Below are 21,715 nucleotides of genomic sequence, written 5' to 3' on the forward strand. Positions count from 1 at the left end.
TTGCTCCTGTTGCTCCTGTTGGACCCGTTGGACCGAGCTTAGGAACTGTCCCATCGCAACTAAAACAGCACGAATCAACATGTAAACCATTTTGATTATTACATCCACAATATCCATTTGCATTATTACTCCATAAAGACATGTTGACCCTCCTTCGTGTTCGATCTTTTAAGTAAGCCCACTAATTAAAAATATTTTTCTAATAAAAATCAGTTTTTATTTTCCTTATCAACTACCCGCTCTGGAACAAACCTTTTATAAACAAAGTTTTTTTCCTTACATTCTAATAAATATTACATGCAATACGCTCTCCTTTCGCTTGTACTTTCGCCTTCCTCATTAAAGGAATTTCAGCTCCTTCAACCTTGATACACGTATGCATTTCAATACGATATATTAAAATCCGTATAAATCGTTATTTTTAGTCAAAATTTCAAAAAAATATTGACACTTAAAACGCCCTCATAGTATGATTTGGGTGTTGTAATTGATAACGATTTTCAATATCGTACATATTGCAAATAAAACATTTTATTTTGGGGCAGAAGATGAAGAAAATTTTCAGTATTTTCATAGTAGTTCTTCTATTCGCTGTTGGATGCGGGCAGCAAAAAGAGGAGAAAAAAGAAACAAAGACAGACGATAAGAAACAAGCTATAACAATTAAACACGCTGAAGGGGAAACAAAGTTAGATAAACCAGCGAAAAAAGTTGTTGTACTTGAGTGGGTATATTCAGAAGACTTATTAGCGCTTGGTGTTCAGCCAGTAGGGATGGCAGACATTAAGAATTATAATAAATGGGTAAATACAGCAACAAAACCAGGTAAAGATGTTGTCGATGTAGGAACACGTCAACAACCAAACTTAGAAGAAATTAGCCGTCTAAAACCAGATTTAATTATCACAGCTTCATTCCGTAGTAAAGCTATTAAAAACGAATTAGAGCAAATCGCTCCTACAGTTATGTTCGATCCATCAACAAGCAATAACGATCACTTTGCTGAAATGACAGAGACATTTAAACAAATTGCAAAAGCAGTTGGAAAAGAAGAAGAAGGTAAAAAAGTATTAGCTGATATGGATAAAACATTTGCAGATGCAAAAGCGAAAATTGACAAAGCAGACTTAAAAGATAAAAACATCGCAATGGTACAAGCATTTACAGCTAAAAACGTACCAACATTCCGTATATTGACTGACAATTCTACAGCTTTACAAGTTACAAAAAAATTAGGTTTAACAAACACTTTTGAAGCTGGGAAATCAGAGGCAGATGGTTTCAAACAAACAACTGTAGAATCATTACAAAGTGTACAAGATTCAAACTTCATTTACATTGTAGCGGATGATGATAACATTTTTGACACGCAACTAAAAGGTAACCCCGCTTGGGAAGGGTTAAATTTCAAAAAAGAAGACAAAATGTATAAATTAAAAGGCGACACTTGGATTTTCGGTGGTCCTGAGTCTGCAAAATCTTTAGCAACACAAGTAGCTGATGTAATGACAGCGAAGAAGTGATTACACGATGAATAGCTTACAACATACACTTCGAGCAAGTCTTGTATTCGGAGGAGGAGCAGCTCTCTTGCTCCTCCTTTTCTTTATTCATATTGGACAAGGACAAGCAAATATTTCCTATAGTATGATTATCGATGCTCTTATCTCACCGAACCAATCGCTAGAGCATCAAACTTTAATCATGCTTCGATTACCTAGAGCTGTAATCGCCATTTTAGCTGGAGGGGCTCTTGCTGCATCTGGGGTCATTTTACAAACGTTAACGAAAAATCCACTTGCTGAATCCAGTACAATGGGTATTCATTCTGGTGCATATTTCTTTCTAGTAGCGGCTACAATTTTCTTACCGAAAGGTCTGCAAGTTAACTCCCTTCTTTTCACATTTATCGGCGGTGCTATTACTGCTTTATTTGTATACCGTATTTCTGGTGGAAAAAAGGGAACCCCACTTAGAATGGCACTAGCTGGTATGGTTGTTACATTAATGCTTTCTGCCTTTACCGGAACGATGCAGCTTTTCTATGAAAATGAAACAGCAGGTTTATTTTTATGGGGAGCTGGATCTCTTATTCAAAATAACTGGAATGGCGTTCAATTCGCTTTTCCATTTATCATTATTTCTTTCCTAGTTTTACTATTCATGTCACGTAAGCTTAATGTCCTCTTACTCGGCGATGATGTAGCTGTTTCACTTGGAGAGAAAACCGCAGTAACACGGTTTATTGCATTCATCGCCGCAATCTTTTTAACAGCAGTAATTGTAACTGTTGTTGGACCGATTGGGTTTGTCGGCTTAGTTGCACCACACTTAATGCGCCTTATTGGTTATCGACAACACTTTACCCTCCTTCTCTCCTCTTTCTTATGGGGAGCAATATTATTACTAGGAGCAGACGTTGTTGGTAGATTAATAGATCCAACTGGTGCAGAATTACCTGTCGGGGCAGTTACAGCAATGATTGGATCACCTTGGCTTATTTATTTAGTGTATCGCATGATGAAATCGAAACAATATATGAATGATAACGGCGCAAATGCAGCTGGAGCTAGTTCTCGTTATTACTCTTATAAAAAGGTAATCATTATCTCTATCACACTTTGCATTGTGACGATTGCTCTTGGTGTTACAATCGGTAGCAATTCTTATATCGAAAGCATTACAAATGCCATAACAGGACAATTAACACAATTTGATAAAAATATGATGATGAACCTTCGTTTACCAAGAATGCTCGTTGCTGCTATTGCCGGAGCATGCCTTGCAATAAGCGGGCTTGTTTTCCAAGGAATATTACGAAACCCACTTGCCGATCCTTCTATTATTGGTATTTCATCGGGAGCTGGTGTTGGTGCTTTAACTATTATGTATGTCTTTCCCGCACTTCCTGGTTTCTTCCTACCAATTGGTGCATTTATTGGTGGACTACTTGCAGTTGGAATTGTCCTCTTCTTCTCATGGAAATCAGGATTTAGCCCAACAGCTCTTGCTTTAATAGGAATTGGCATTTCCGCGCTCGGCTCAGCGATTATTCAAATCTTTATCGTTAGAGCAAATTTGAATGTTGCTGCGGCCTTAACATGGTTGTCAGGCAGTACGTATGCAAGAGGATGGAATCACTTAGAAAATATCATTCTATATCCATCTCTTATTCTTATACCAATTATCTTTTTCTTAATGAAACAACTTGACGTTCTTGTACTTGGAGATGATTTAGCAACCGGACTCGGGCAGCCTGTAAATAAAACGCGTCTTGCTCTAATTGTGTTAGCGACACTACTTGCATCAATTAACATTGCTGCTGTCGGTACAATTGCCTTTTTAGGTCTTGTTGCACCTCACTTAGCACGAATCGTCGTTGGTATGAATCATCAAAGACTATTCGTTTGTTCAGCACTGTTTGGAGCAATCCTTCTTTCCCTTGCTGATTTACTCGGACGAACGATTGCATATCCGAAAGAAATCCCTTCTGGCCTTGTCGTTGCTGTACTTGGAGCACCTTATTTCTTATGGTTGATGAGGAAGAGTGGGAAGAAGGTTGGTTAAAAAAAGAGGCTTCTTAATATGAGAAGCCTCTTTTTTATTCGTTCTGATAGGTTAAAAGGAAACTATCTTTTTTTCACGAATGTAACCTATGAACATAACTAGGAGGGATAAATGTGTACCAAACTATTGAAGGTTTTCTACAATCATGGACATACGAGGCTGAGTCTACTCAAAAGATGCTCGATGTATTAACTGATGAATCTTTATCACAGGAAATTGCACCTGGGCACTGGACTTTAGGGAGAGTCGCTTGGCATATCGTTACAGCACTTCCTGTTATGCTATCAGGGACAGGACTTAAGTTTGAAGGAGAAACGAAAGATTATCCTGTACCAACTTCAGCAAAAACAATTGCAGATGGGTATCGCAAAGTGAATACGGCTTTTATTGAAGCACTTCAAAGTGAGTGGACTGATAAAGACTTAGCTACTATTAATAACTTCTTTGGTCGTCCTATGCCGAATTCTATATTTTTAATGACACTCATCAATCATCAAAATCACCACCGCGGACAGATGACTGTTTTAATGCGTCAAGCTGGCTTAACAGTCCCTGGCGTTTATGGTCCTGCAAAAGAAGAATGGGCTGCTACTGGAATGGAAGCTCCCCAAATGTAACGACAGAAAAAGACAAGGTGTTTATGCACCTTGTCTTTTTCTGTAACTTGTTTCATGTGAAACTATTTTCTACTAAATGGTATTTTATGAGAAAATACGTTAAGATAAATTCATATTAATTGGAGGGAACTAAATTGAATACAAAAAACAAAAAAATAACAATAAGAACTCTCTTACTAACTTCTATCATTGGAGTTATCAGTGTATCTCTTTACTTCACAAATTATGGTACCCCTTGGGAAAAACAAACAGCAATTGCAGAATCAAAAAATTATATTACAAAATACTTTAATCTAGATGCGGAAGTCAAAAATACTTCTTACGATGCTAAAATGGATAGCTATGCAATCTCCTTTGAAACAAGTGCAGATGGAGAGTTTACTATCGAATATAAAAGTCCTAATAACTTTAATATTTCTCCAGGAGTGCAAGAGTATTTAAGCAAACACTCCAAATTTACAGAGTAGTAACGAAGCATACATATACAAAAAAGAGTTGGTATAACGCTAACTCTTTTTTACGTATTCTTGTCATACTGTTATATCTTCCTTCTCTATATTTTTAATTCCGTAATATGCAATCGCAACTCCAATCGCTGCAAATGTGAATTGAAGAGGAAGAAACGTCGCTATAGGAAATATGGACGGGTTATTAATTGCGATTAATACAACGATAATAGAAGAAACGATTGTAGCTGGCACAGAACGTTTACGCATCCCGAAATATAGAGGAATTAAGCTTATTCCTGCCGTGGCAATGGCTAAAGGAATAAGATTTATCCCTTCTTGAATCAATTGATCTACTGTGAATGAATTAGGAAGAATTGAAAAATAACTATCTATCCCAAAGAAAATTCCTACTACTAAAATGTTCGATAAAATAACTGTTATAAATGTTAATGTCGCTGTAATAGCCAACTTACTAGCCATCATTTTCTTTCGGTTAATTGGATAAGAAAACATGAGTAGTATTGTTTTACTTTTATATTCATCAATTATTAACTTGGCTATTAGTACGCCACCAAAAATAATAAATGTTGCTCTTACTAACGCACTAGCCATCGACAAAATTATCTGCGGATCCCTTATTTTTGGATCCCCTTCTATTTGAGCAACGATACTAACGAAGATTAGTAGTGCCAGTATAACGATATTCGCAATAACCGCTCTCTTCACATACCATCCGAGCTTAAACTTCTTCAATTCTAGCTTCATAAGACGTAGCATGATAGTCCTCCTTTCATGTAAGCCACTGAAATTAACTTAAAATTGCAATTACTATTATTTTTTCACTATTCATACCCCAGTTCGTTGTTGTTTTAAGCTTGCTTCACGCCACATCAATCTTGTCGATTTTACGATATGAAAGATAACTAATAAAAATCCCTAATAAACAGAGCACTATTGGGATAGCGATAAAATTAAACATACTTACTTGACCGTTTCCAGAACCAAAGTTACTACTAATTAGCATCCCAATTATTACTGCAGAAGTAATTGTTGTCGGTGTCGATTTCTTTCTCATCCCAAAAAATAAAGGAATTAAACTTATACCAGATATCATAAATGCATTTATAAAAGTAGCTGGAACGATAGCTATTATTTCACCTATCGTAGCTGGCGTTTCAATCAGCCCCATCATTGGACTCACAAAATATACGAGTAAACTAATACTGAAAGTAGCGATAATCGTGCTCACAAAACAAAAACAAAAAACAATTGTTAATTTCGCCCTCATTAGCATTTTTCTTTGCAGTGGGTACATAAACAATAGTTGTATTGTTTTGTTCTTATACTCATCAATTATTAAACGTGATAAAATGACCGAACTAAAAATAATGAATGTTATCCTAATAACAGTGTTTATTAAAACCATTTGTTGCGTGAAGTCAGAGAATAGCCCATCTACCTCGTCTTTCGCTCCCAACGCCATGAGGTTTACTACGGTGAAAATTGCTATAATACAAATTGCTACACTTTTAAAATAACTAGATAATTGATGTTTCTTCCATTCAAGCTTCATTAATTTAAACATGTAAACCATGCCTCCATTCCTTATATAACTGCCTCTACGCTACTAACATTCTAATTCCAGCAGTAACTACGCTTAACATTCCTATCACTAATAAAATTAAAATCCATTTCCGCTCAGGTTTTCTATAATATAAAATCCCACTTATGAACATTACGATCAATCCACTTACTATATTCACTAACAATCCATTAAGCATGAATGCCCTCTCCATCCATTACATTTAAGAAATACTCCTCTAAAGAACTATGTTTCTTATTAATACTTTCAATTTCTACATCGTTCATAATGAGTGCTTTTGAAATGGCTTGCTGCGTCGCCTTCAATTCATACACACGAATCATGTTTCCACTCATTATTTTGTAATTTTTTATAGCGAGTTTATCTTCTAAAATATAAGCTGCACGCTTCACATCAGGAACAGTGATTTCAATGTACTCTGTTTGTTTTCCGTTAATACTCTTCATCGAAACTTCTTTTATTAGTTTTCCATTTTGAATCACACCAATTGTATCTGCCATTTGTTCCATCTCACCTAAAATGTGACTAGAAATTAATAACGTAATGCCATATTCTTTGCAAAGCATTTTAAATAAGTCTCGTAACTCTTTAATACCAATTGGATCTAAACCATTAATCGGTTCATCTAAAATGAGTAATTCTGGCTTTGTCATGATCGCCCTTGCAATACCAAGTCGTTGTTTCATTCCTAATGAAAAATCTTTTACTTTTTTATTATCTATACCGTGCAGTTTCACTAAATTTAAAGCATGATCAATTGCGTTTTTATCGTAATATCCCATATATTCACAATGTAATTCTAAGTTTTCCTTCGCCGTTAATTTATCATAAAAGATTGGATATTCAATAATTGTCCCCATTCTTTTTAATACTTCATAAGATGTGTCTGTTAACTTCTCACCGAAAATTTCAATATCACCGCTCGTCGGTTTTATTAAATTTGTAATCATTTTCATAATCGTTGTTTTACCCGCGCCGTTCGGTCCTAAAAAGCCGTAAATCTCTCCTTTTTTCACATGCATATTAACACTAGAAATAACTTCTTTCCCTTTAAACACTTTCGTTAACTGGTTCGTTTTTAATATATATGTCATGTCACTTTCCCCTTTCGCACTGCTCTATATTTCTATAATAGACAACGGAAATCTCTTTTTTCTTACCCGTTCCTTACAAATTCCTTACGTTCAAAAAAGCTTGTAGAATCTACTTCTCTACAAGCTAAAACTGCATCTTTGTTAATACAACTGTAAAAACCGTTTTTTCATACGGCTTACTAGAAAGATAAATTTCTCCATCCATCGCTTCCACAAGCCTTTTCGTAATCGTTAACCCTAGACCACTTCCTTGGTACAATCTATTTCTTGAATCTTCAAGTGTGTACATACGCTCAAACACTTTATCAATATGAGATTCATCAATTCCTTTTCCTTTATCCCATACGTCTATATACACACTCGTTTCATCATCTCTTAAAGTCATACCAATTGTCTTTCCATCGTCCCCATATGTAATCGCATTTGATATTAAATTATTCAATACCCTGCCTAATACTTCTACATTTCCAAGTGCATATATATTTCTTTCTGCTATATCAATATGGACATGAAAACCTTTCGTCGTCACTAAATCATAAAAAGATAAAATCTTCTCTCGGCAAACTTCATTCATATTTACTTTTGTCATCTCGATTGCTTTGTCACCGGATTCTAATTTTGCTAAATCAAAAAACTTATGAATCAGTTCCATCACTTCTAGTGTTTTTACATGCACCTTTTCGAATAATATTTGCTGCTCTTTCTCATTTATCGTTTTATCCTTATTTAACATTTCGGTATATCCAAGAATAACTGTTAGTGGTGTTTTCAAATCATGTGAAATATTTGAAAGCATTTTTCTCATCGAAATTTCCACTTTCGCATGATCTGCATTCGTTTTCTGTTTTGCATCTAATAAATGATTAATCGCCACTAATAACTTTTGCAATTCTAGATCATCTGTCATAATTAATAGCTTCTCACCAGTTTGTTCTTTTACAATTCGATTTAACTTCTCATACGTGTAGCGTAAATTCCTACTACTATTTTTCCTAATTTTATATTGCACGTAAATAACGATAAGCAATATAATAATCACCACTGTTAAAAATACAACCATACTACATCACTTCCAACTTATAGCCGATGCCCCATAATGTTTTAATATATTCTGGATTAGATGGATCACTTTCAATTTTCTCACGTAATCTTCTCATATGAACATTAATAACATTATCATCACCATAATATTCTTCATTCCAAACAAGCGTATATATTTGTGCTTTCGTAAAAACACGATTTTGATTCTTCACGAATAGCTTTAAAATCTCAAATTCTTTTAAAGTAAGTTTAAGCTGTCTTCCCTTTTTCTCCACAGTAAAATTAATTGGGTCAATTATTAAATCACCAATCTGAATCGCCTCATCTTTTGATTCCACAGCCGAATACTTTGTAGACCTCCGAATACCCGCTTTTACACGTGCAGCTAGTTCAATCATAGAAAACGGCTTACAAATGTAATCATCTGCTCCAAGTCCTAATCCAACAGCTTTATCAACATCTGTATCTTTCGCTGACATCATTAAAATCGGAACGGCACTTTTTTCTCGAATGATTCGCACAACCTCTAAGCCATCTAACTTTGGCATCATAATATCGAGGATAATCAAATCAAATGAACCTTTTAAAAATGCGTTAACTCCTTCTTCTCCATCAGATGCGATTGTAACTTGAAAACCTTCTTTTACTAAATATGTTTCAACCATCTCTTGAATTGAGATGTCATCTTCAACTAATAAAATATGATGTGACATATTTCTATCCCCTTTTTTAACAAACATTAACAATTTAATTGTATCGTAACGAATGAATGCTGGAAAGAATTATATGAATTTTCAAACCAACTTCCCTTCCTTCCTTAACAATGATATGATGAAATTCACTACGATTGTTCATAATTAACTTTATATAAAGGAGACTTATCATGTCAGAAAACAAAAAAGTAAGCTTAGCTGATTTAATGCGCGAACAACTTGCGAAGAAAAAGCAAGGAAATGGAAACGGCTCAAATAATGGAAGTCAAAGTCAAGAAACGAAAAAATTACAAAACCAACAAACGAAGAAAACAAACAACCAACGTAGACGTACAGGTGTATAAATGAACGGGCAAAAACGATCTAACATTTCATCAGGTCTTGAAGTCGATATTGTATTAAAACAAGATCAACGTACAGGTAAGCTAACAAAAGGAATTGTAAAAGATATTTTAACGAACTCACCTTCACATCCGCACGGCATTAAAGTAAGATTGCAAGACGGACAGGTTGGCAGAGTACAAAATATTATTCAATAAGAAAAGGAGCTCATTTAAACTTGAGCTCCTTTTCTTATTTTCATTAACCCTTAATTTTTTCGATGAAAACTACTTTTAAATAGTCTCCCTCTTTAAATTGATCAATTGTACGGAAATCTTCTGGTAAAGAATGTTCTTCTAATATTTTATATTTACCGTTCATTTCTTTAAATGCTGTATCGATAAAGCCATTAAACTTTTTCATATCGAATGCGCTACAATTTGTAGAAGCAACGATAATACCGTTATTTTCTGTAATGGCAATTGTTTCTTTTAATAAGTTTTTATAATCTTTCGCCGCACTGAACGTATATTTTTTCGAGCGTGCAAAGCTTGGGGGATCAAGTACAACCATATCAAATTTCATCTTTTTCTTAGCTGCATATTTGAAATACAGAAATACATCTTCTACAATAATATCTTGTGCTTCATAATCAATTTCATTTACACTAAACTGCTCAATCGTTTTACTTAAACTACGATTTGCAAGGTCCACACTTGTTGTTTTACTTGCACCGCCAAGCGCTGCAAATACAGAGAAAGCCCCAGTATAAGAGAACATATTTAAAACCGTTCTTCCTTTTGCATATTTATCACGAATTTGTTTTCGAACGTTACGCTGATCTAAAAACACACCAACCATCGCCCCGTCATTTAAATATACAGCAAAGTTTACACCGTTCTCTTTTACGATAAGTGGGAACTCACCGCGCTCTCCTGCGACAAAATCATCACCTTCAATGTATTTCCCTTTCGTATCAAAACGCTTTTTCTCATAAATCCCTTTGAAATTTGCTACTTTTTGAAGTGCTGCTATAATCTCATCGCGGAAAGTATAAACCCCTTCACTATACCAACTTATTACGTAATAGCCGTCATAATAATCGATGATTAAACCACCAAGGCCATCGCCCTCACCATTCAGGGCACGAAATGCTGTTGTATCATTTGATTTATAAAAATCTTTTCGTTTATGTAAAGCAGATTTGATTTTACTTTCAAAGAAAGGTTGATTAATTTGCTCTTTCTCTTTTCTCGTTAAAATCCATCCATATCCTTTATTTTGTTTTCCATAATAGCCTTTTCCGATGAATTGGTTCTTCTCATCTACTACGTTGATGATTGTTCCTTCTTCACGTACATCATTTAAATTTTGAATAGCATCTTTTAAAATAAGTGGATATCCACTTTTAATTTCTTTTATAAACTTCGGTTTTATTTTTATAGTTACTTCAGATCGCATGTAATGTCTTCCTTTCCATTTGAATGCTTTCTAATTAGTAGGAAGCAATGTAAAAAACGAGGCTGAAAAAAGCCTCGTTTCACTATACCATATTATTGCTTTGCTAGTACAACTAGCTCATCTCCTGGTATAACCGCTATATATTTATACAATGTTGAAAAAGTAAGACTACCATCATCGTGACGAATAAATAATATTACATCCTCTGAATCGCTCTCTTCTTTATTAATTTTTTGTTCTTCCTCAACTTGTATCGTTTTAAATGTATAACCCTCTTCAATTTTTCTATCTAACTCTTCATAAATTTCATTTTGACCAAACAGTAAATGAGCTTTTTTCGAAAGAGAGATGCGTTCTTGCTCAATCTTTTCCACATCATGAATCGGAAGTAAAAATGTATTATGATGTCCAAACTGCGGTACATATGTGTTTGCGACTAATACATTGTAAGAATCCGTATCTGTAACTGAAATTAAGTATTCATACTGATTCATATCTACTTCAAATTGCAACTGCTCTGAGAGTACTTGGCCGTTATATGTATTAAGCCCTTTCACCTTTGCGCATTGCAAATGTTCTTCCGATACATCTACGATTAAGCTCGGAATCCCCATCTCTTTACAATGCATAGCGAATGCAGTTGAGAATGTACTAGCTCCTGAAATTAAAATACCTGGTGGCTGTGTATTCGCTAATCCTAATTTTTTTGCTAAAAATCCAATTGAAAATCCATGAGCACAAACGGTCGTAATTACGAGTGCAAATGTAAGTGCTGTTAATATAGAAGCATCTTTATACCCTTCTTGTAATAACTCCGTCGCAAAGTAACTTGAAACCGTTAATGCAACAATACCTCGCGGCGCAATCCAACCAACTAGCGCCCTTTCTGATCTTGTTAACTCTGTTCCGATTGTCGATACCCAAATTGATAAAGGACGAACAACAAATATCATCATAAGTACGAAGCTAATAATAGGCCAGCTAAAAATCTCCATAATCGTCGTTCTTGGAAGTGATGCTGTTAAGATGATGAAAACAGTCGATGTTAATAGTACGGAAATATTTTCGTTAAAATGACGAATATCACCGATAGAAGAAATATATTTCTTCATCCGTGCAAGTGTAATCCCCATTACTGTTACGGCTAGCATACCTGTTTCATGCATGACTTCATCTGCAATGCCGAAGCATAGTAATACCGTAACGAGCAAAATCGGTGCCTTTAATATTCTGGTACTTTCCCTTTTAAAATCATATAACTCATAAAAATACTAAACGCATACCCAAGTACCATTGCAAATAACGAACCTGCAAAGAAATATAGTAACGTATGTAAGTGTACATTTTCTTTCGTTAAGAAATTTACAATTTGAAAGGCGAATACAGCAAGTAATGCTCCAAACGGATCAACGATAATCCCTTCCCACTTTAAAATTGCAGCTGTCCTTGGCTTTAATCGTGCTTGGCGTAACAACGGAATAATTACAGTTGGACCTGTCACAATAAAAAGTCCTCCAATAATAAATGCAACCGCCCAATCTAATCCAGCGACGTAATGAGCTGCAAGTGAGCCAGCAATCCAAGCAATAAACGCACCAAACGTAACAATACGAAATACTGGTTTTGATAGTCCCCTCAGTTCACGTACATCTAAACTTAAACTACCCTCAAACAATATAATGGCAACAGAAAGTGATACGAGTGGACTAAAAACATCTCCAAGCACCTCTTTTGGATTAATAATACCGAAAACTGGACCAATTAATAATCCGGCAACTGCCATAACAACAATAGCAGGGAGCTGGAAGCGCCATGCAATCCATTGTGAGGTGATGCCTAGTGTAATAATAATAACGATACTAAGTAACAGTGATTCGACCATAATACCCTCCTTGTTCATAGTATTGCGAAAGCAAGGTATAAACCATACTTTGCTTATGTATATTTCTTATTTTGTTTTATTTTAATAATATATAACTTCATTAACTATATGGTCAAATTATTTATATAATAGTAAATTCATCCTTAATTCTACATTTATATGAAAATTACTATTGACAATGATAATGATTTTCATTATCATTTAATGTATATGAGTTCTTGAAAATAAAGGCTACATTTATAGGAGGAATAAACATGATTATTGTTACAAATACAACTAAAATTACAAAGGGAAATGGCCATAAATTAATTGAGCGTTTTAATAAAGTAGGTAAAGTCGAAACAATGTCAGGATTTTTAGGATTAGAAGTTCTTTTAACGCAAAATACAGTTGATTATGATGAAGTAACAATTAGCACTCGCTGGAATGCAAAAGAAGATTTCCAAGGTTGGACAAAGAGCTCAGCATTTAAAGATGCTCACTCACATCAAGGCGGGATGCCAGACTATATTCTTGATAATAAAATTGCTTACTATGATGTAAAAGTTGTACGTATGCCAATGGCTGCAGCACAGTAAGCATATTTCTTTTTTAAAGTATAGAATATGAAGAGTGTTACCACTTCTCATATTCTATACTTTTTTTATTTAATGTCTTTTTACTAGTTTCGCATGTACTACTAATCTTCCCGCTTCTGGATCAAGTGCATAGTCACACGTCGAAAGTGTTACGATTTGATCACTTTCTGTCACTTTTGTATCCGTTTTGTACAGCGATTTCCCTTGAATTTTCTCCAAAAATGATGTGTATTCCGTATCACTACTAAAATCCGTTTCAATGTAATAAAAATCAGTTGTTGTTGTATACACCGAAAACACTTCAAGATCATATCCTTCAAATAATGTATCGTAATATAATTTACGATGCGACATGAAGAAATCTTCATCCAACATTTTCTTTAAACTTCCAAACATAGAACCATCTTTCATACGGTGACCATATAAAATAGTATTTCGATTTTGAGATTTCACATCATTACGATAGTCCATAAAAATGCTTCCTGCTCTCATATCTTCACCTTTATAATTTCGAAATAAATAGTAATCATTGTCTTTTGCTTGAACGATTGGATAATTAATTTGTGTATCATCCATCGTAATCCATCCAACTATTTCTTGGTTAATTTGCTGCAGAACTTTGAACTGTTTACGTACTTCCCCGTCTTGTGATTGCTCTTCCATCGGACTTTTTTCATAAATGTTTTGTGCTTCGGCCATTACTTTACGATTTTCATAGTAATCCATGAAAATATCACCTAATTCATATACTGAATAGAAAAAGGTACCTAAAAAAACAACTGTAAGTATTCGTTGAAAAAAAGAATTCTTCTTCCTTTCTTTTTTGCTACTCAAATTATCACCTCAAAACGGATTGTTCGCATGTTTAAATACCCATTGGGACCATATACAATCCTGTATCTTCATCTTGCTTTACAACGACATCTACACCGTATATCGTCTTTATCATACTTTCTGTCACAACATCATTCGGCTTGCCTTTTGTAACAATTTCGCCGTCTTTCATAACAATGATATGATCACTATAGCGAATCGCCTGATTAATATCGTGTAATACCATAACGATTGTCAATCCTTGTGCTTCATTTAATTCTTTTACTAACTCTAATATTTCAAGTTGATAATAAATATCTAAATATGTTGTCGGTTCATCTAAAAAGAGCATTGGCGTCTTCTGAGCTAACGTCATGGCAATCCAAACACGCTGTCTTTCTCCACCAGATAAAGCATGAATTTCCTTATCACGTTTACTTAGCAAATTCGTACATGCTAAAGCCCTTTCTATTGCTTCTCTATCTTCATCAGTTTGCGAAGAAAATATATTTTTATGAGGCATACGGCCAAAGCTTGTTAATTTCTCTACCGTCATATCTGCCGGTGCTTCATTTTGTTGATGGACAACGGCTAACTTTCTAGCAAATTCTTTCGGTTTATATTGGCTAATTGCCTTCCCATCAAGTATTACCTCTCCACTACGAGGATCGTGATTTCTTGACATCACACCAAGTAATGTTGATTTCCCGCAACCGTTTGGTCCAATAATTGTTGTAATTTTACCAATCTCTATTTCACTACTAACCGACTTTAATCGATCCGTTACATTATCGTACGAAAAGGTTACATTTTTAATTTCCATGAACTTTATCACTCTTTCTAAGCAAGAATATTAAGAATGGGCCACCAATAACTGCCATAATCGTCGCTGCTGGAATTTCGTTAGGTGGCACAATTAACCTTCCAATCGTATCCGCCGTCAAAATTAATAACGCCCCTGCAAGAGCAGAAAATGGAATTAATGCTTTATGGTCTGAACCAACTAGTTGTCTTGAAATGTGCGGAACGAGTAATCCTACGAAAGCGATAACACCTGCAATTGCTGTTGATACTGCCGCTAAGAGTACTGCAATGGCAGAAATAATAAGACGAACTCTCGTCACGTGCAAGCCTAAGTTTTTTGCAGTCTTATCTTGTAGAGATAATAAGTTACACCAAGCTCCGACAAACAGTGCAAGAATAAGACCAATTGTTCCATAAATAACCATTATTTCTACATCGCCCCACGTCTTCATCGTTATATTAGAAGTCGTCGTTTGCTTAATACTCTTAATGAAGTATCCACAAATCGTAATGAACGATTCATTTAATCCAGTGAACATCGCATTAATGGCAATACCAATTAAAATAATGCGAAGCGGACTTAATCCTGATTTCCATGAAAACGAATAAACGAGATAACATGCAAACGCACCACCTAGAAAGGCGAATACCGGCGTCCAGAAAAAGAATTGCGGGAATAGCGTAATAATAACAAGTGTCATAAAACTTGCTCCTGAAGATATCCCGATTACCCCAGCATCAGCAAGTGGATTTTTCATGACAGCTTGGAAGAGCACGCCCGAAACAGCAAGAGCTGCTCCAGTAAATAGTGCAATAATAATACGTGGGAAACGTAAATCTTTAATCACTTCAACATCTTCATTTGCCCCTGTAAATATTCCTTGTACAAGGTCAATAATACCTACTTCTAAACTACCTTTCGTCGCTGACAACAAAGTCATAATGATGAGTAATACAGTAACAATAAAGAAACTCCAAAATTTTTTATTCATGCTAATCTTCCTTTATATTAAAATGCATCACGGATACATCATTTTTTTCAATTCATCTAGCGCTTCAGTCGCTGCTAAATTTCCTGTCGTTCCAAATAAACGCTCTTCTAAATCGTAAACACGATTATTTTTAACTGCAGCGAAGTGTTTCCAAATATCATTTGTTTTAAATTCTTTATCAAACATTTTTACAACTTCATCAGGCATACCATGTGCCGCTCGTAAAATAATGTCTGGATCAGATTTTTTTAAATACTCTGTATTAGAAGCTAAATACTCTACTTGTTCACCTTGTACAATGTTTTTACCACCTAATTGTTTCACTAAATCTCCAATATAAGAATGCTCTGTTGCTACTAAATAACTCCCCGGTACACCTAATAAAATAAGCACTGTCGGTTCTTTCTTTCCCTTTACTGCTTTTTGAATCTCTGCAACCTTGTTATCTAACTTAGTTACAACTGCTTCAGCCTGCTTTTCACGTCCATATTGCTTACCTAAATTACTAATGGAATTTTGCATATTCTTTAAACTTGTTAGATCTAAAAAGTTTGCTTTCATACCTACACCATCAAAAACTGGCTTTAATTCATATTCAAGTGTTGTCACGGATAATACTTCTGACGGCTTTAATGATTTTACCTTTTCCATATCAGGACTCATCGGATTCCCAACTTCAGGTAAACCTTTATATCTCTTTGGTAAATCTTTAGTACTTGTTGGTACACCAATTAAATCTACTTCTAACGCATCCATAATTTCAGTAACAGCAACTGTCGTTGCGACAATCCTCTCTTTACCCTCACTCTTTACCTGCTTCGCTGTTTCTTTTTGGGGCGCCTGGCATCCAGCTATACTCACTAATAAAATGATAGCCATTAGTACACTTACAATTTTCTTCACTCTTAATCACCACTCCTTTCCAAACAATATGAAACAAGTCTTGATGCATGCAAACATGCATCAAGACTCCAAAAATTACAATCTACCTGCTCTATATTTACGAACTAGTAAAGCAAGTGACCCAAGCAATAGCACCATGTATAAACCTAGTTGTGCTGTATCTGCCGTTTTTGAGTTTTTCTCTTTTTTCGAATCATTTTTTTGATCTTCTTTTTTCTTCTTATCATCTGCATTTCGGTTAAAATCAGGATTATCTACTTTTTTTACATTATCTACTTTCGGTGTAATCACTGGATTGTTCGGATCATTTTTCGGATCTTTTTTTGGATCATCTTTAATAGTCCCTAACGCACCAATATTATTTGTATCAAATTGAATTTGGACATCGTAGAAGTGGTGGTAGTTCATCTCATCAATGTCTACTTTCACTTTTGCATTTAATTTTTTAAATAAATCTTCTACTTCAAATTGTACTACTCGCGTATTTGCATTTTTATCTTCACTTACTACTTTTGCATCAGCAAAAAGACTATTGTTTTCTGTTTGGAATTTCGTAATCCACGCACTATTTTTCAGCGTCATCTCAATGTACTTTTTACCATCTTTAACGATTAATTTTGCTGGATTTACAGTATAGTCATGCATCTTTGAAAGTTCTTCTGTTTTGTCTTTTAACACTTTAAATGTAATATCATATTGACCATCTACTAAATTTTTCGGATCAACTATTACTTTCGGTGTATTATTTCCACCTTGATTGTCATTTCCGCCTTGGTTGTCGTTTCCACCTTGGTTATCATTTCCGCCTTGGTTATCGTTTCCACCTTGGTTATCGTTTCCACCTTGGTTCCCTAAAGCTTTGATACTATCTTGATCAAATACAAATTGAACATCGTAGAAATGGTGATAATTCATTGAATCAATATCTACTTTTACTTTTGCATTTAATTTTTTAGACAAATCATTTACTTCTACTTCTACTACTCTTGTATTTTGCTCTTTATTTTCACTTAATACTTTTGCATTAACGAACGAGCCATTCTTCTCAAAATCAAACTTTGTAATCCATGTACTATTTGTTAATGTAAACGATACATATTTCTTACCATCTTTTACTTTCAATACACCTGGGCTTTTTGTGTATGTATTCATCATTGATATTTCATCTGTTTGATCTTTTAATACTTTAAAGCCAATGCTGTATTCACCGTCTTTAAGAGCGTTTGGATCAATTGTTGTATTATTGCCTTGGTTGTTGTTTCCGCCTTGGTTGTTGTTTCCACCTTGGTTGTCGTTTCCGCCTTGGTTGTTGTTTCCACCTTGGTTGTCGTTTCCGCCTTGGTTGTTGTTTCCACCTTGGTTATCATTTCCGCCTTGGTTGTCGTTTCCACCTTGGTTATCATTTCCGCCTTGGTTATCTAACGGTTTAATGCTATCTTTATCAAATGCAAATTGAATATCATAGAAATGATGATAATTCATTGAATCGATGTCGACTTTTACTTTTGCGTTTAATTTTTTCGATAAATCTGCTACTTCCACTTCCACTACACGCGTATCAGCTTTCGTATCTTCACTCAATACACTCGCATCAACAAACGAACCATTTTTATCAAATTCAAACTTTGTAATCCAAGCGCTATTCGTTAATGTGAATGATACATATTTTTTACCATCTTTCACTTTTAACACGCCTGGACTCTTTGTATACGTGTTCATCATTGAAATTTCTTCTGTTTGATCTTTTAAAGCTTTGAAATTGATACTGTATTCACCATCTTTAATTGTTTCAGCATCTGGATTTTTGTTTCCATCTGGTTTTTCTACTTCTGGTTTCTCTTCATTTTTAATTTGTTCAAGCTTATCTTGTTCAAATAAAAGTTGCACATCATGTGTTTGCTTATAGTTTCTTGATGCCATTTCGATAAATACTTTTGTATTTAGTTTTTTAGATAAGTCGTTTACTTCAAACTCTACTACTCTTGTATCTTTTTCTTTATCTTCACTCACTACTTTTGCATCAACAAACGCACCATCTTTTTCCGTTTGGAAATTTTTAATTAATGAGCTACTTTTTAGTGTTACAATTGCTTTTTTCTTACCATTTTCTACTTTTAATACCCCTGGATTTACCATGTAAGTATTCATCTTAGATTCTTCATCTGTTTGATCTTTTAACACTTTAAACGGAACGCTGTACTCACCATCTTTAATTGTTTCAGTATCTGGTTTTTCTACTTCCGGTTGTTTCTCTTCATTTTTAATTTGTTCAAGTTTATCTTGTTCAAATAAAAGTTGTACATTATGTGTTTGCTTGTAACCTTGTGATGCCACTTCAATAAATACTTTTGTATTTAGTTTTTTAGATAAATCGTCTACTTCAAATTCTACTACTCTTGTATCTTTTTCTTTATCTTCACTCACTACTTTTGCATCAGCAAATGCGCCATCTTTTTCCGTTTGGAAATTTTTAATTAATGAGCTATTTTTTAACGTTACAATTGCTTTTTCCTTACCGTTTTCTACTTTTAATACCCCTGGATTTACCATGTAAGTATTCATCTTAGATTCTTCATCTGTTTGATCTTTTAACACTTTAAATGGAATGCTGTACTCTCCATCTTTAATTGTGTTAGAATTTGGTTGTTGATCTGGGTCAGGCTTTTGGTCGGGCTTCTGACTCGGATCCGGATTTTCATTTGGATCTGGCTTATTAGCTGGGTCCTCTTTTTCATTTGGTTGTTCTACATGAATCGGTGTAATACTATTTTGATCAAATGCAATACGCACATCATAGTCATGATGATAATTTAAAAAATCAATGTCTACTTTTACTTTCGCATTTAATACCTTCTCTACATCGTCCACATCGAATTCTACGACTCTTGTATCTTTTTCTTGATCTTCACTAATTACATTTGTCGCAACAAACTGACCACTTTTTTCCGTTTCAAACTTTGTAATCCATGAACTATGTTCTAACGTAAAGGATACTTTCTTTTTCCCATTCTTCACTTTTAAAGTTCCTGGACTTACAGAGTATTGATTCATCATAGATTCTTCATCTGATGTGTCTTTAAGAACTTTGAAACCGATTGAGTATTCACCGTCAGCTAGTTGACTAGCAGCTTGAACTGCAAGTGGTTGTAGCGTTGATACGAATGTGAAAATCGTTAGAAACATTGCAACAACAATTTTAAAATACCTGTTCAATAGAATGACTCTCCTTTTTAAAAAATTTCCAATTATTTAATGCTGTTCCCATCAAATACAAAACGAATATCATATGAAGCGTTATAATTAATAATTGGGATGTTAATTTTCACCTTTCCTTTTAGTTTTTCTGACAAGTCAGCAACTTCAAATTCTACTACTCTAGTATTCTCTTTTTTGTTTTCACTTAAGACTGTTGTTTCTAAAAATTGACCATCTTTTTCTACTTGGAAACTTTTAATAGAAACACTATCTTTCACTTTCAATGAAACGTATTGTTTTCCATTTTTAACTGTTAATGTTGCTGGACTTTCAAAATAACTATTCATTCTAGATGATTCATCTTTATCGCCTTTCCATACAGTAAAAGCAATATTATATTTTCCATCAGCTAGTTGTGTAGCAGCTTTTGCATCTTGTAACCCTAGTGTTGCTATAAACGTAAGTAAGACAGCAAATACGGCAATAATCATTTTAAATTGTTTAAACATATATTCATCGCCCTTCCAAAGATTTATTTACCTAACTTCACTTTACGAACTAAGAAAACACCTGAAATAAGAAGTAATGCTGCAAATAATCCGATACGTGCTTCATCACTTGTTTTTGGGTTATCTGTTTTTTCAGCTTTCCCACTTTCATTTGTTCCTTTATTTACATCTTTGTTTGTTTCTTTGTTTGTTTCTTTGCTCTCTTCTTTCTTCACTTCTTCTTTTACTTGTGTATTTTTTTGAGTTTGATCTTCATTTTTTATTGCAGCAGTTGCCTTATTCTCTCCACCTACTGCTTTTACATTTGCATCAAACGCAAAGCGAATTGTGTAGTTATGGTCATAATTTACGTTCGGTACAACAACATGAATTTTTACAGCTGCTGGTTTAGATAAGTCGTCTATTTTAAACTCTACAGTTCTTTTATCTGCAGATTCATCTTTACTAACAACTTTTGCATCAACAAAGTTCCCGTTCTCTGGTGCTTTAAATTCTGTAATCCAAGCACTATGATTCATAGGAATTTGTACTCTCATCTCACCATTTTTTACAATTAACTTAGCTGGTTTTTCAAAATAATCATTTGCCATTGAAGCTGAATCATTTTCTGCTTTTTGTATGACATAGTTAATATCGTAAGTACCGTCAGCTACATTTGCCGAAGCTTGTCCGAATGGCACTACGAGAAAAGCTAGCATACATACGAATGTCATAATAAAAGCGGGTAATACCGAAAACTTTCTCATTTACCTTACTGCCTCCTTGTTTTTCTTTTTTGAAAATGATAATTATTCTCAATATATAAGAAAAAAAATAATCTTTCTATCTCTATTTTATAACGAGTAACACTATGTAGTTAGAAATATATTGATTATCATTCTCATTGATAGACAAAAAAATAATCCCACCAATTTTTCCTATAAGAATAAACATAAAACTCTTTCATCATTTTATTGATTATCATTCTCAACGAATTTCAAAAAAAATAAACCGCCTAATTCTATCGTTCTATCACCTCTTCTTACAAAAATGATATAGTCATAGAAAACCTCTTCCCTTCCAATATTTCCACAACTAAGTCAATCTTAGCCTACTGGTAATTTTTTTGTCAACTATATTACGTATAAAATTTTTAATATCTGAATTCTTCTATATATAATTTTTCTACAAAAA

At 34.3% G+C, this 21,715-nt stretch carries 21 protein-coding genes and 2 pseudogenes; 7 read left to right on the forward strand and 16 right to left on the reverse strand.

Annotated features, from left to right (window positions below; all coding sequences use genetic code 11):
* Positions 1–142 (reverse strand): annotated as a pseudogene (locus tag B5P40_RS33440) (BclA C-terminal domain-containing protein); the annotation flags it as partial.
* Between the two features lie 406 nt (positions 143–548).
* On the opposite strand from B5P40_RS33440, the gene B5P40_RS13825 reads away from it, so the two are divergent.
* The 4 genes from B5P40_RS13825 (at position 549) to B5P40_RS13840 (ending at position 4,651) form a co-directional block, all read left to right on the forward strand.
* On the forward strand, positions 549–1,523 hold the full coding sequence (locus B5P40_RS13825; RefSeq protein WP_113709331.1) for an ABC transporter substrate-binding protein: 975 nt from the start codon (positions 549–551) through the stop codon (positions 1,521–1,523).
* 7 nt (positions 1,524–1,530) lie between these two features.
* The gene (gene fhuB / locus B5P40_RS13830; RefSeq protein WP_002129312.1) at positions 1,531–3,567 is read left to right on the forward strand and encodes a Fe(3+)-hydroxamate ABC transporter permease FhuB; all 2,037 of its coding nucleotides are present in this window, start codon (positions 1,531–1,533) and stop codon (positions 3,565–3,567) included.
* Between the two features lie 113 nt (positions 3,568–3,680).
* On the forward strand, positions 3,681–4,184 hold the full coding sequence (locus tag B5P40_RS13835; RefSeq protein WP_016120862.1) for a DinB family protein: 504 nt from the start codon (positions 3,681–3,683) through the stop codon (positions 4,182–4,184).
* A 134-nt stretch (positions 4,185–4,318) separates the two neighbouring features.
* Positions 4,319–4,651: a YfjL-like protein gene (locus B5P40_RS13840; protein ID WP_078175934.1), complete on the forward strand. Its 333-nt coding sequence runs from the start codon at positions 4,319–4,321 to the stop codon at positions 4,649–4,651.
* Positions 4,652–4,714: 63 nt separating this feature from the next.
* Here the strand turns inward: B5P40_RS13840 and B5P40_RS13845 are convergent, their stop codons facing one another.
* The 6 genes from B5P40_RS13845 to B5P40_RS13865 form a co-directional block, all read right to left on the reverse strand.
* Positions 4,715–5,410, reverse strand: a complete 696-nt coding sequence (locus tag B5P40_RS13845; RefSeq protein WP_113709332.1) for an ABC transporter permease — start codon at positions 5,408–5,410, stop codon at positions 4,715–4,717.
* A 103-nt stretch (positions 5,411–5,513) separates the two neighbouring features.
* On the reverse strand, positions 5,514–6,218 hold the full coding sequence (locus B5P40_RS13850) for an ABC transporter permease (RefSeq protein WP_002165013.1): 705 nt from the start codon (positions 6,216–6,218) through the stop codon (positions 5,514–5,516).
* A 34-nt stretch (positions 6,219–6,252) separates the two neighbouring features.
* The gene (locus tag B5P40_RS32770; RefSeq protein ID WP_002143307.1) at positions 6,253–6,414 is read right to left on the reverse strand and encodes a hypothetical protein; all 162 of its coding nucleotides are present in this window, start codon (positions 6,412–6,414) and stop codon (positions 6,253–6,255) included.
* Positions 6,407–7,330 (reverse strand): ABC transporter ATP-binding protein, encoded by a 924-nt coding sequence (locus B5P40_RS13855; RefSeq protein ID WP_113709333.1) that lies wholly within the window; start codon positions 7,328–7,330, stop codon positions 6,407–6,409. Before B5P40_RS13855 ends, B5P40_RS32770 begins: the two co-directional genes overlap by 8 nt.
* Positions 7,331–7,454: 124 nt before the next feature.
* Complete coding sequence (locus B5P40_RS13860) at positions 7,455–8,390, reverse strand: HAMP domain-containing histidine kinase (RefSeq protein ID WP_078175937.1); 936 nt, start codon at positions 8,388–8,390, stop codon at positions 7,455–7,457.
* A 1-nt stretch (position 8,391) separates the two neighbouring features.
* A complete protein-coding gene (locus B5P40_RS13865) occupies positions 8,392–9,084 on the reverse strand; it encodes a response regulator transcription factor (protein WP_002088884.1) in 693 nt (230 codons plus the stop codon).
* Between the two features lie 170 nt (positions 9,085–9,254).
* Here B5P40_RS13865 and B5P40_RS32775 point away from each other — a divergent pair, with 170 nt between their 5' ends.
* Together B5P40_RS32775 and B5P40_RS13870 are read left to right on the forward strand one after the other, a co-directional pair.
* Entirely contained in the window at positions 9,255–9,428 is a 174-nt protein-coding gene (locus B5P40_RS32775) for a hypothetical protein (protein ID WP_002015431.1), read from the forward strand.
* Complete coding sequence (locus B5P40_RS13870) at positions 9,429–9,623, forward strand: YwbE family protein (protein ID WP_113709334.1); 195 nt, start codon at positions 9,429–9,431, stop codon at positions 9,621–9,623.
* Between the two features lie 43 nt (positions 9,624–9,666).
* Here the strand turns inward: B5P40_RS13870 and B5P40_RS13875 are convergent, their stop codons facing one another.
* Positions 9,667–10,866 (reverse strand): class I SAM-dependent rRNA methyltransferase, encoded by a 1,200-nt coding sequence (locus B5P40_RS13875; RefSeq protein WP_002067464.1) that lies wholly within the window; start codon positions 10,864–10,866, stop codon positions 9,667–9,669.
* A 92-nt stretch (positions 10,867–10,958) separates the two neighbouring features.
* Positions 10,959–12,748: pseudogene (locus B5P40_RS13880) on the reverse strand (cation:proton antiporter).
* A 254-nt stretch (positions 12,749–13,002) separates the two neighbouring features.
* Here B5P40_RS13880 and isdG point away from each other — a divergent pair.
* On the forward strand, positions 13,003–13,326 hold the full coding sequence (gene isdG / locus B5P40_RS13885; RefSeq protein ID WP_002015426.1) for a heme oxygenase: 324 nt from the start codon (positions 13,003–13,005) through the stop codon (positions 13,324–13,326).
* Positions 13,327–13,395: 69 nt separating this feature from the next.
* Here the strand turns inward: isdG and srtB are convergent, their stop codons facing one another.
* From srtB to isdC, 7 genes are all read right to left on the reverse strand, one after another.
* Complete coding sequence (gene srtB / locus B5P40_RS13890; RefSeq protein ID WP_002088889.1) at positions 13,396–14,160, reverse strand: class B sortase; 765 nt, start codon at positions 14,158–14,160, stop codon at positions 13,396–13,398.
* Positions 14,161–14,191: 31 nt separating this feature from the next.
* Complete coding sequence (locus B5P40_RS13895; protein ID WP_002088890.1) at positions 14,192–14,962, reverse strand: ABC transporter ATP-binding protein; 771 nt, start codon at positions 14,960–14,962, stop codon at positions 14,192–14,194.
* Positions 14,952–15,935, reverse strand: coding sequence for a FecCD family ABC transporter permease (locus tag B5P40_RS13900; RefSeq protein ID WP_002015421.1), 984 nt, complete (start codon positions 15,933–15,935; stop codon positions 14,952–14,954). The genes B5P40_RS13895 and B5P40_RS13900 overlap by 11 nt, the downstream gene beginning before the upstream one ends.
* 27 nt (positions 15,936–15,962) lie before the next feature.
* On the reverse strand, positions 15,963–16,838 hold the full coding sequence (isdE, locus tag B5P40_RS13905) for a heme ABC transporter substrate-binding protein IsdE (RefSeq protein ID WP_113709335.1): 876 nt from the start codon (positions 16,836–16,838) through the stop codon (positions 15,963–15,965).
* Between the two features lie 75 nt (positions 16,839–16,913).
* On the reverse strand, positions 16,914–20,051 hold the full coding sequence (locus B5P40_RS13910; protein ID WP_113709336.1) for an NEAT domain-containing protein: 3,138 nt from the start codon (positions 20,049–20,051) through the stop codon (positions 16,914–16,916).
* Between the two features lie 32 nt (positions 20,052–20,083).
* Complete coding sequence (locus B5P40_RS13915; protein WP_016102985.1) at positions 20,084–20,542, reverse strand: NEAT domain-containing protein; 459 nt, start codon at positions 20,540–20,542, stop codon at positions 20,084–20,086.
* A gap of 23 nt (positions 20,543–20,565) precedes the next feature.
* A complete protein-coding gene (isdC, locus tag B5P40_RS13920) occupies positions 20,566–21,288 on the reverse strand; it encodes a heme uptake protein IsdC (protein ID WP_113709337.1) in 723 nt (240 codons plus the stop codon).
* Positions 21,289–21,715 lie beyond the last annotated feature (427 nt).

It is taken from the genome of Bacillus sp. SRB_8 (assembly GCF_003264205.1).
Taxonomy (GTDB): Bacteria; Bacillota; Bacilli; order Bacillales; family Bacillaceae_G; genus Bacillus_A; species Bacillus_A mycoides.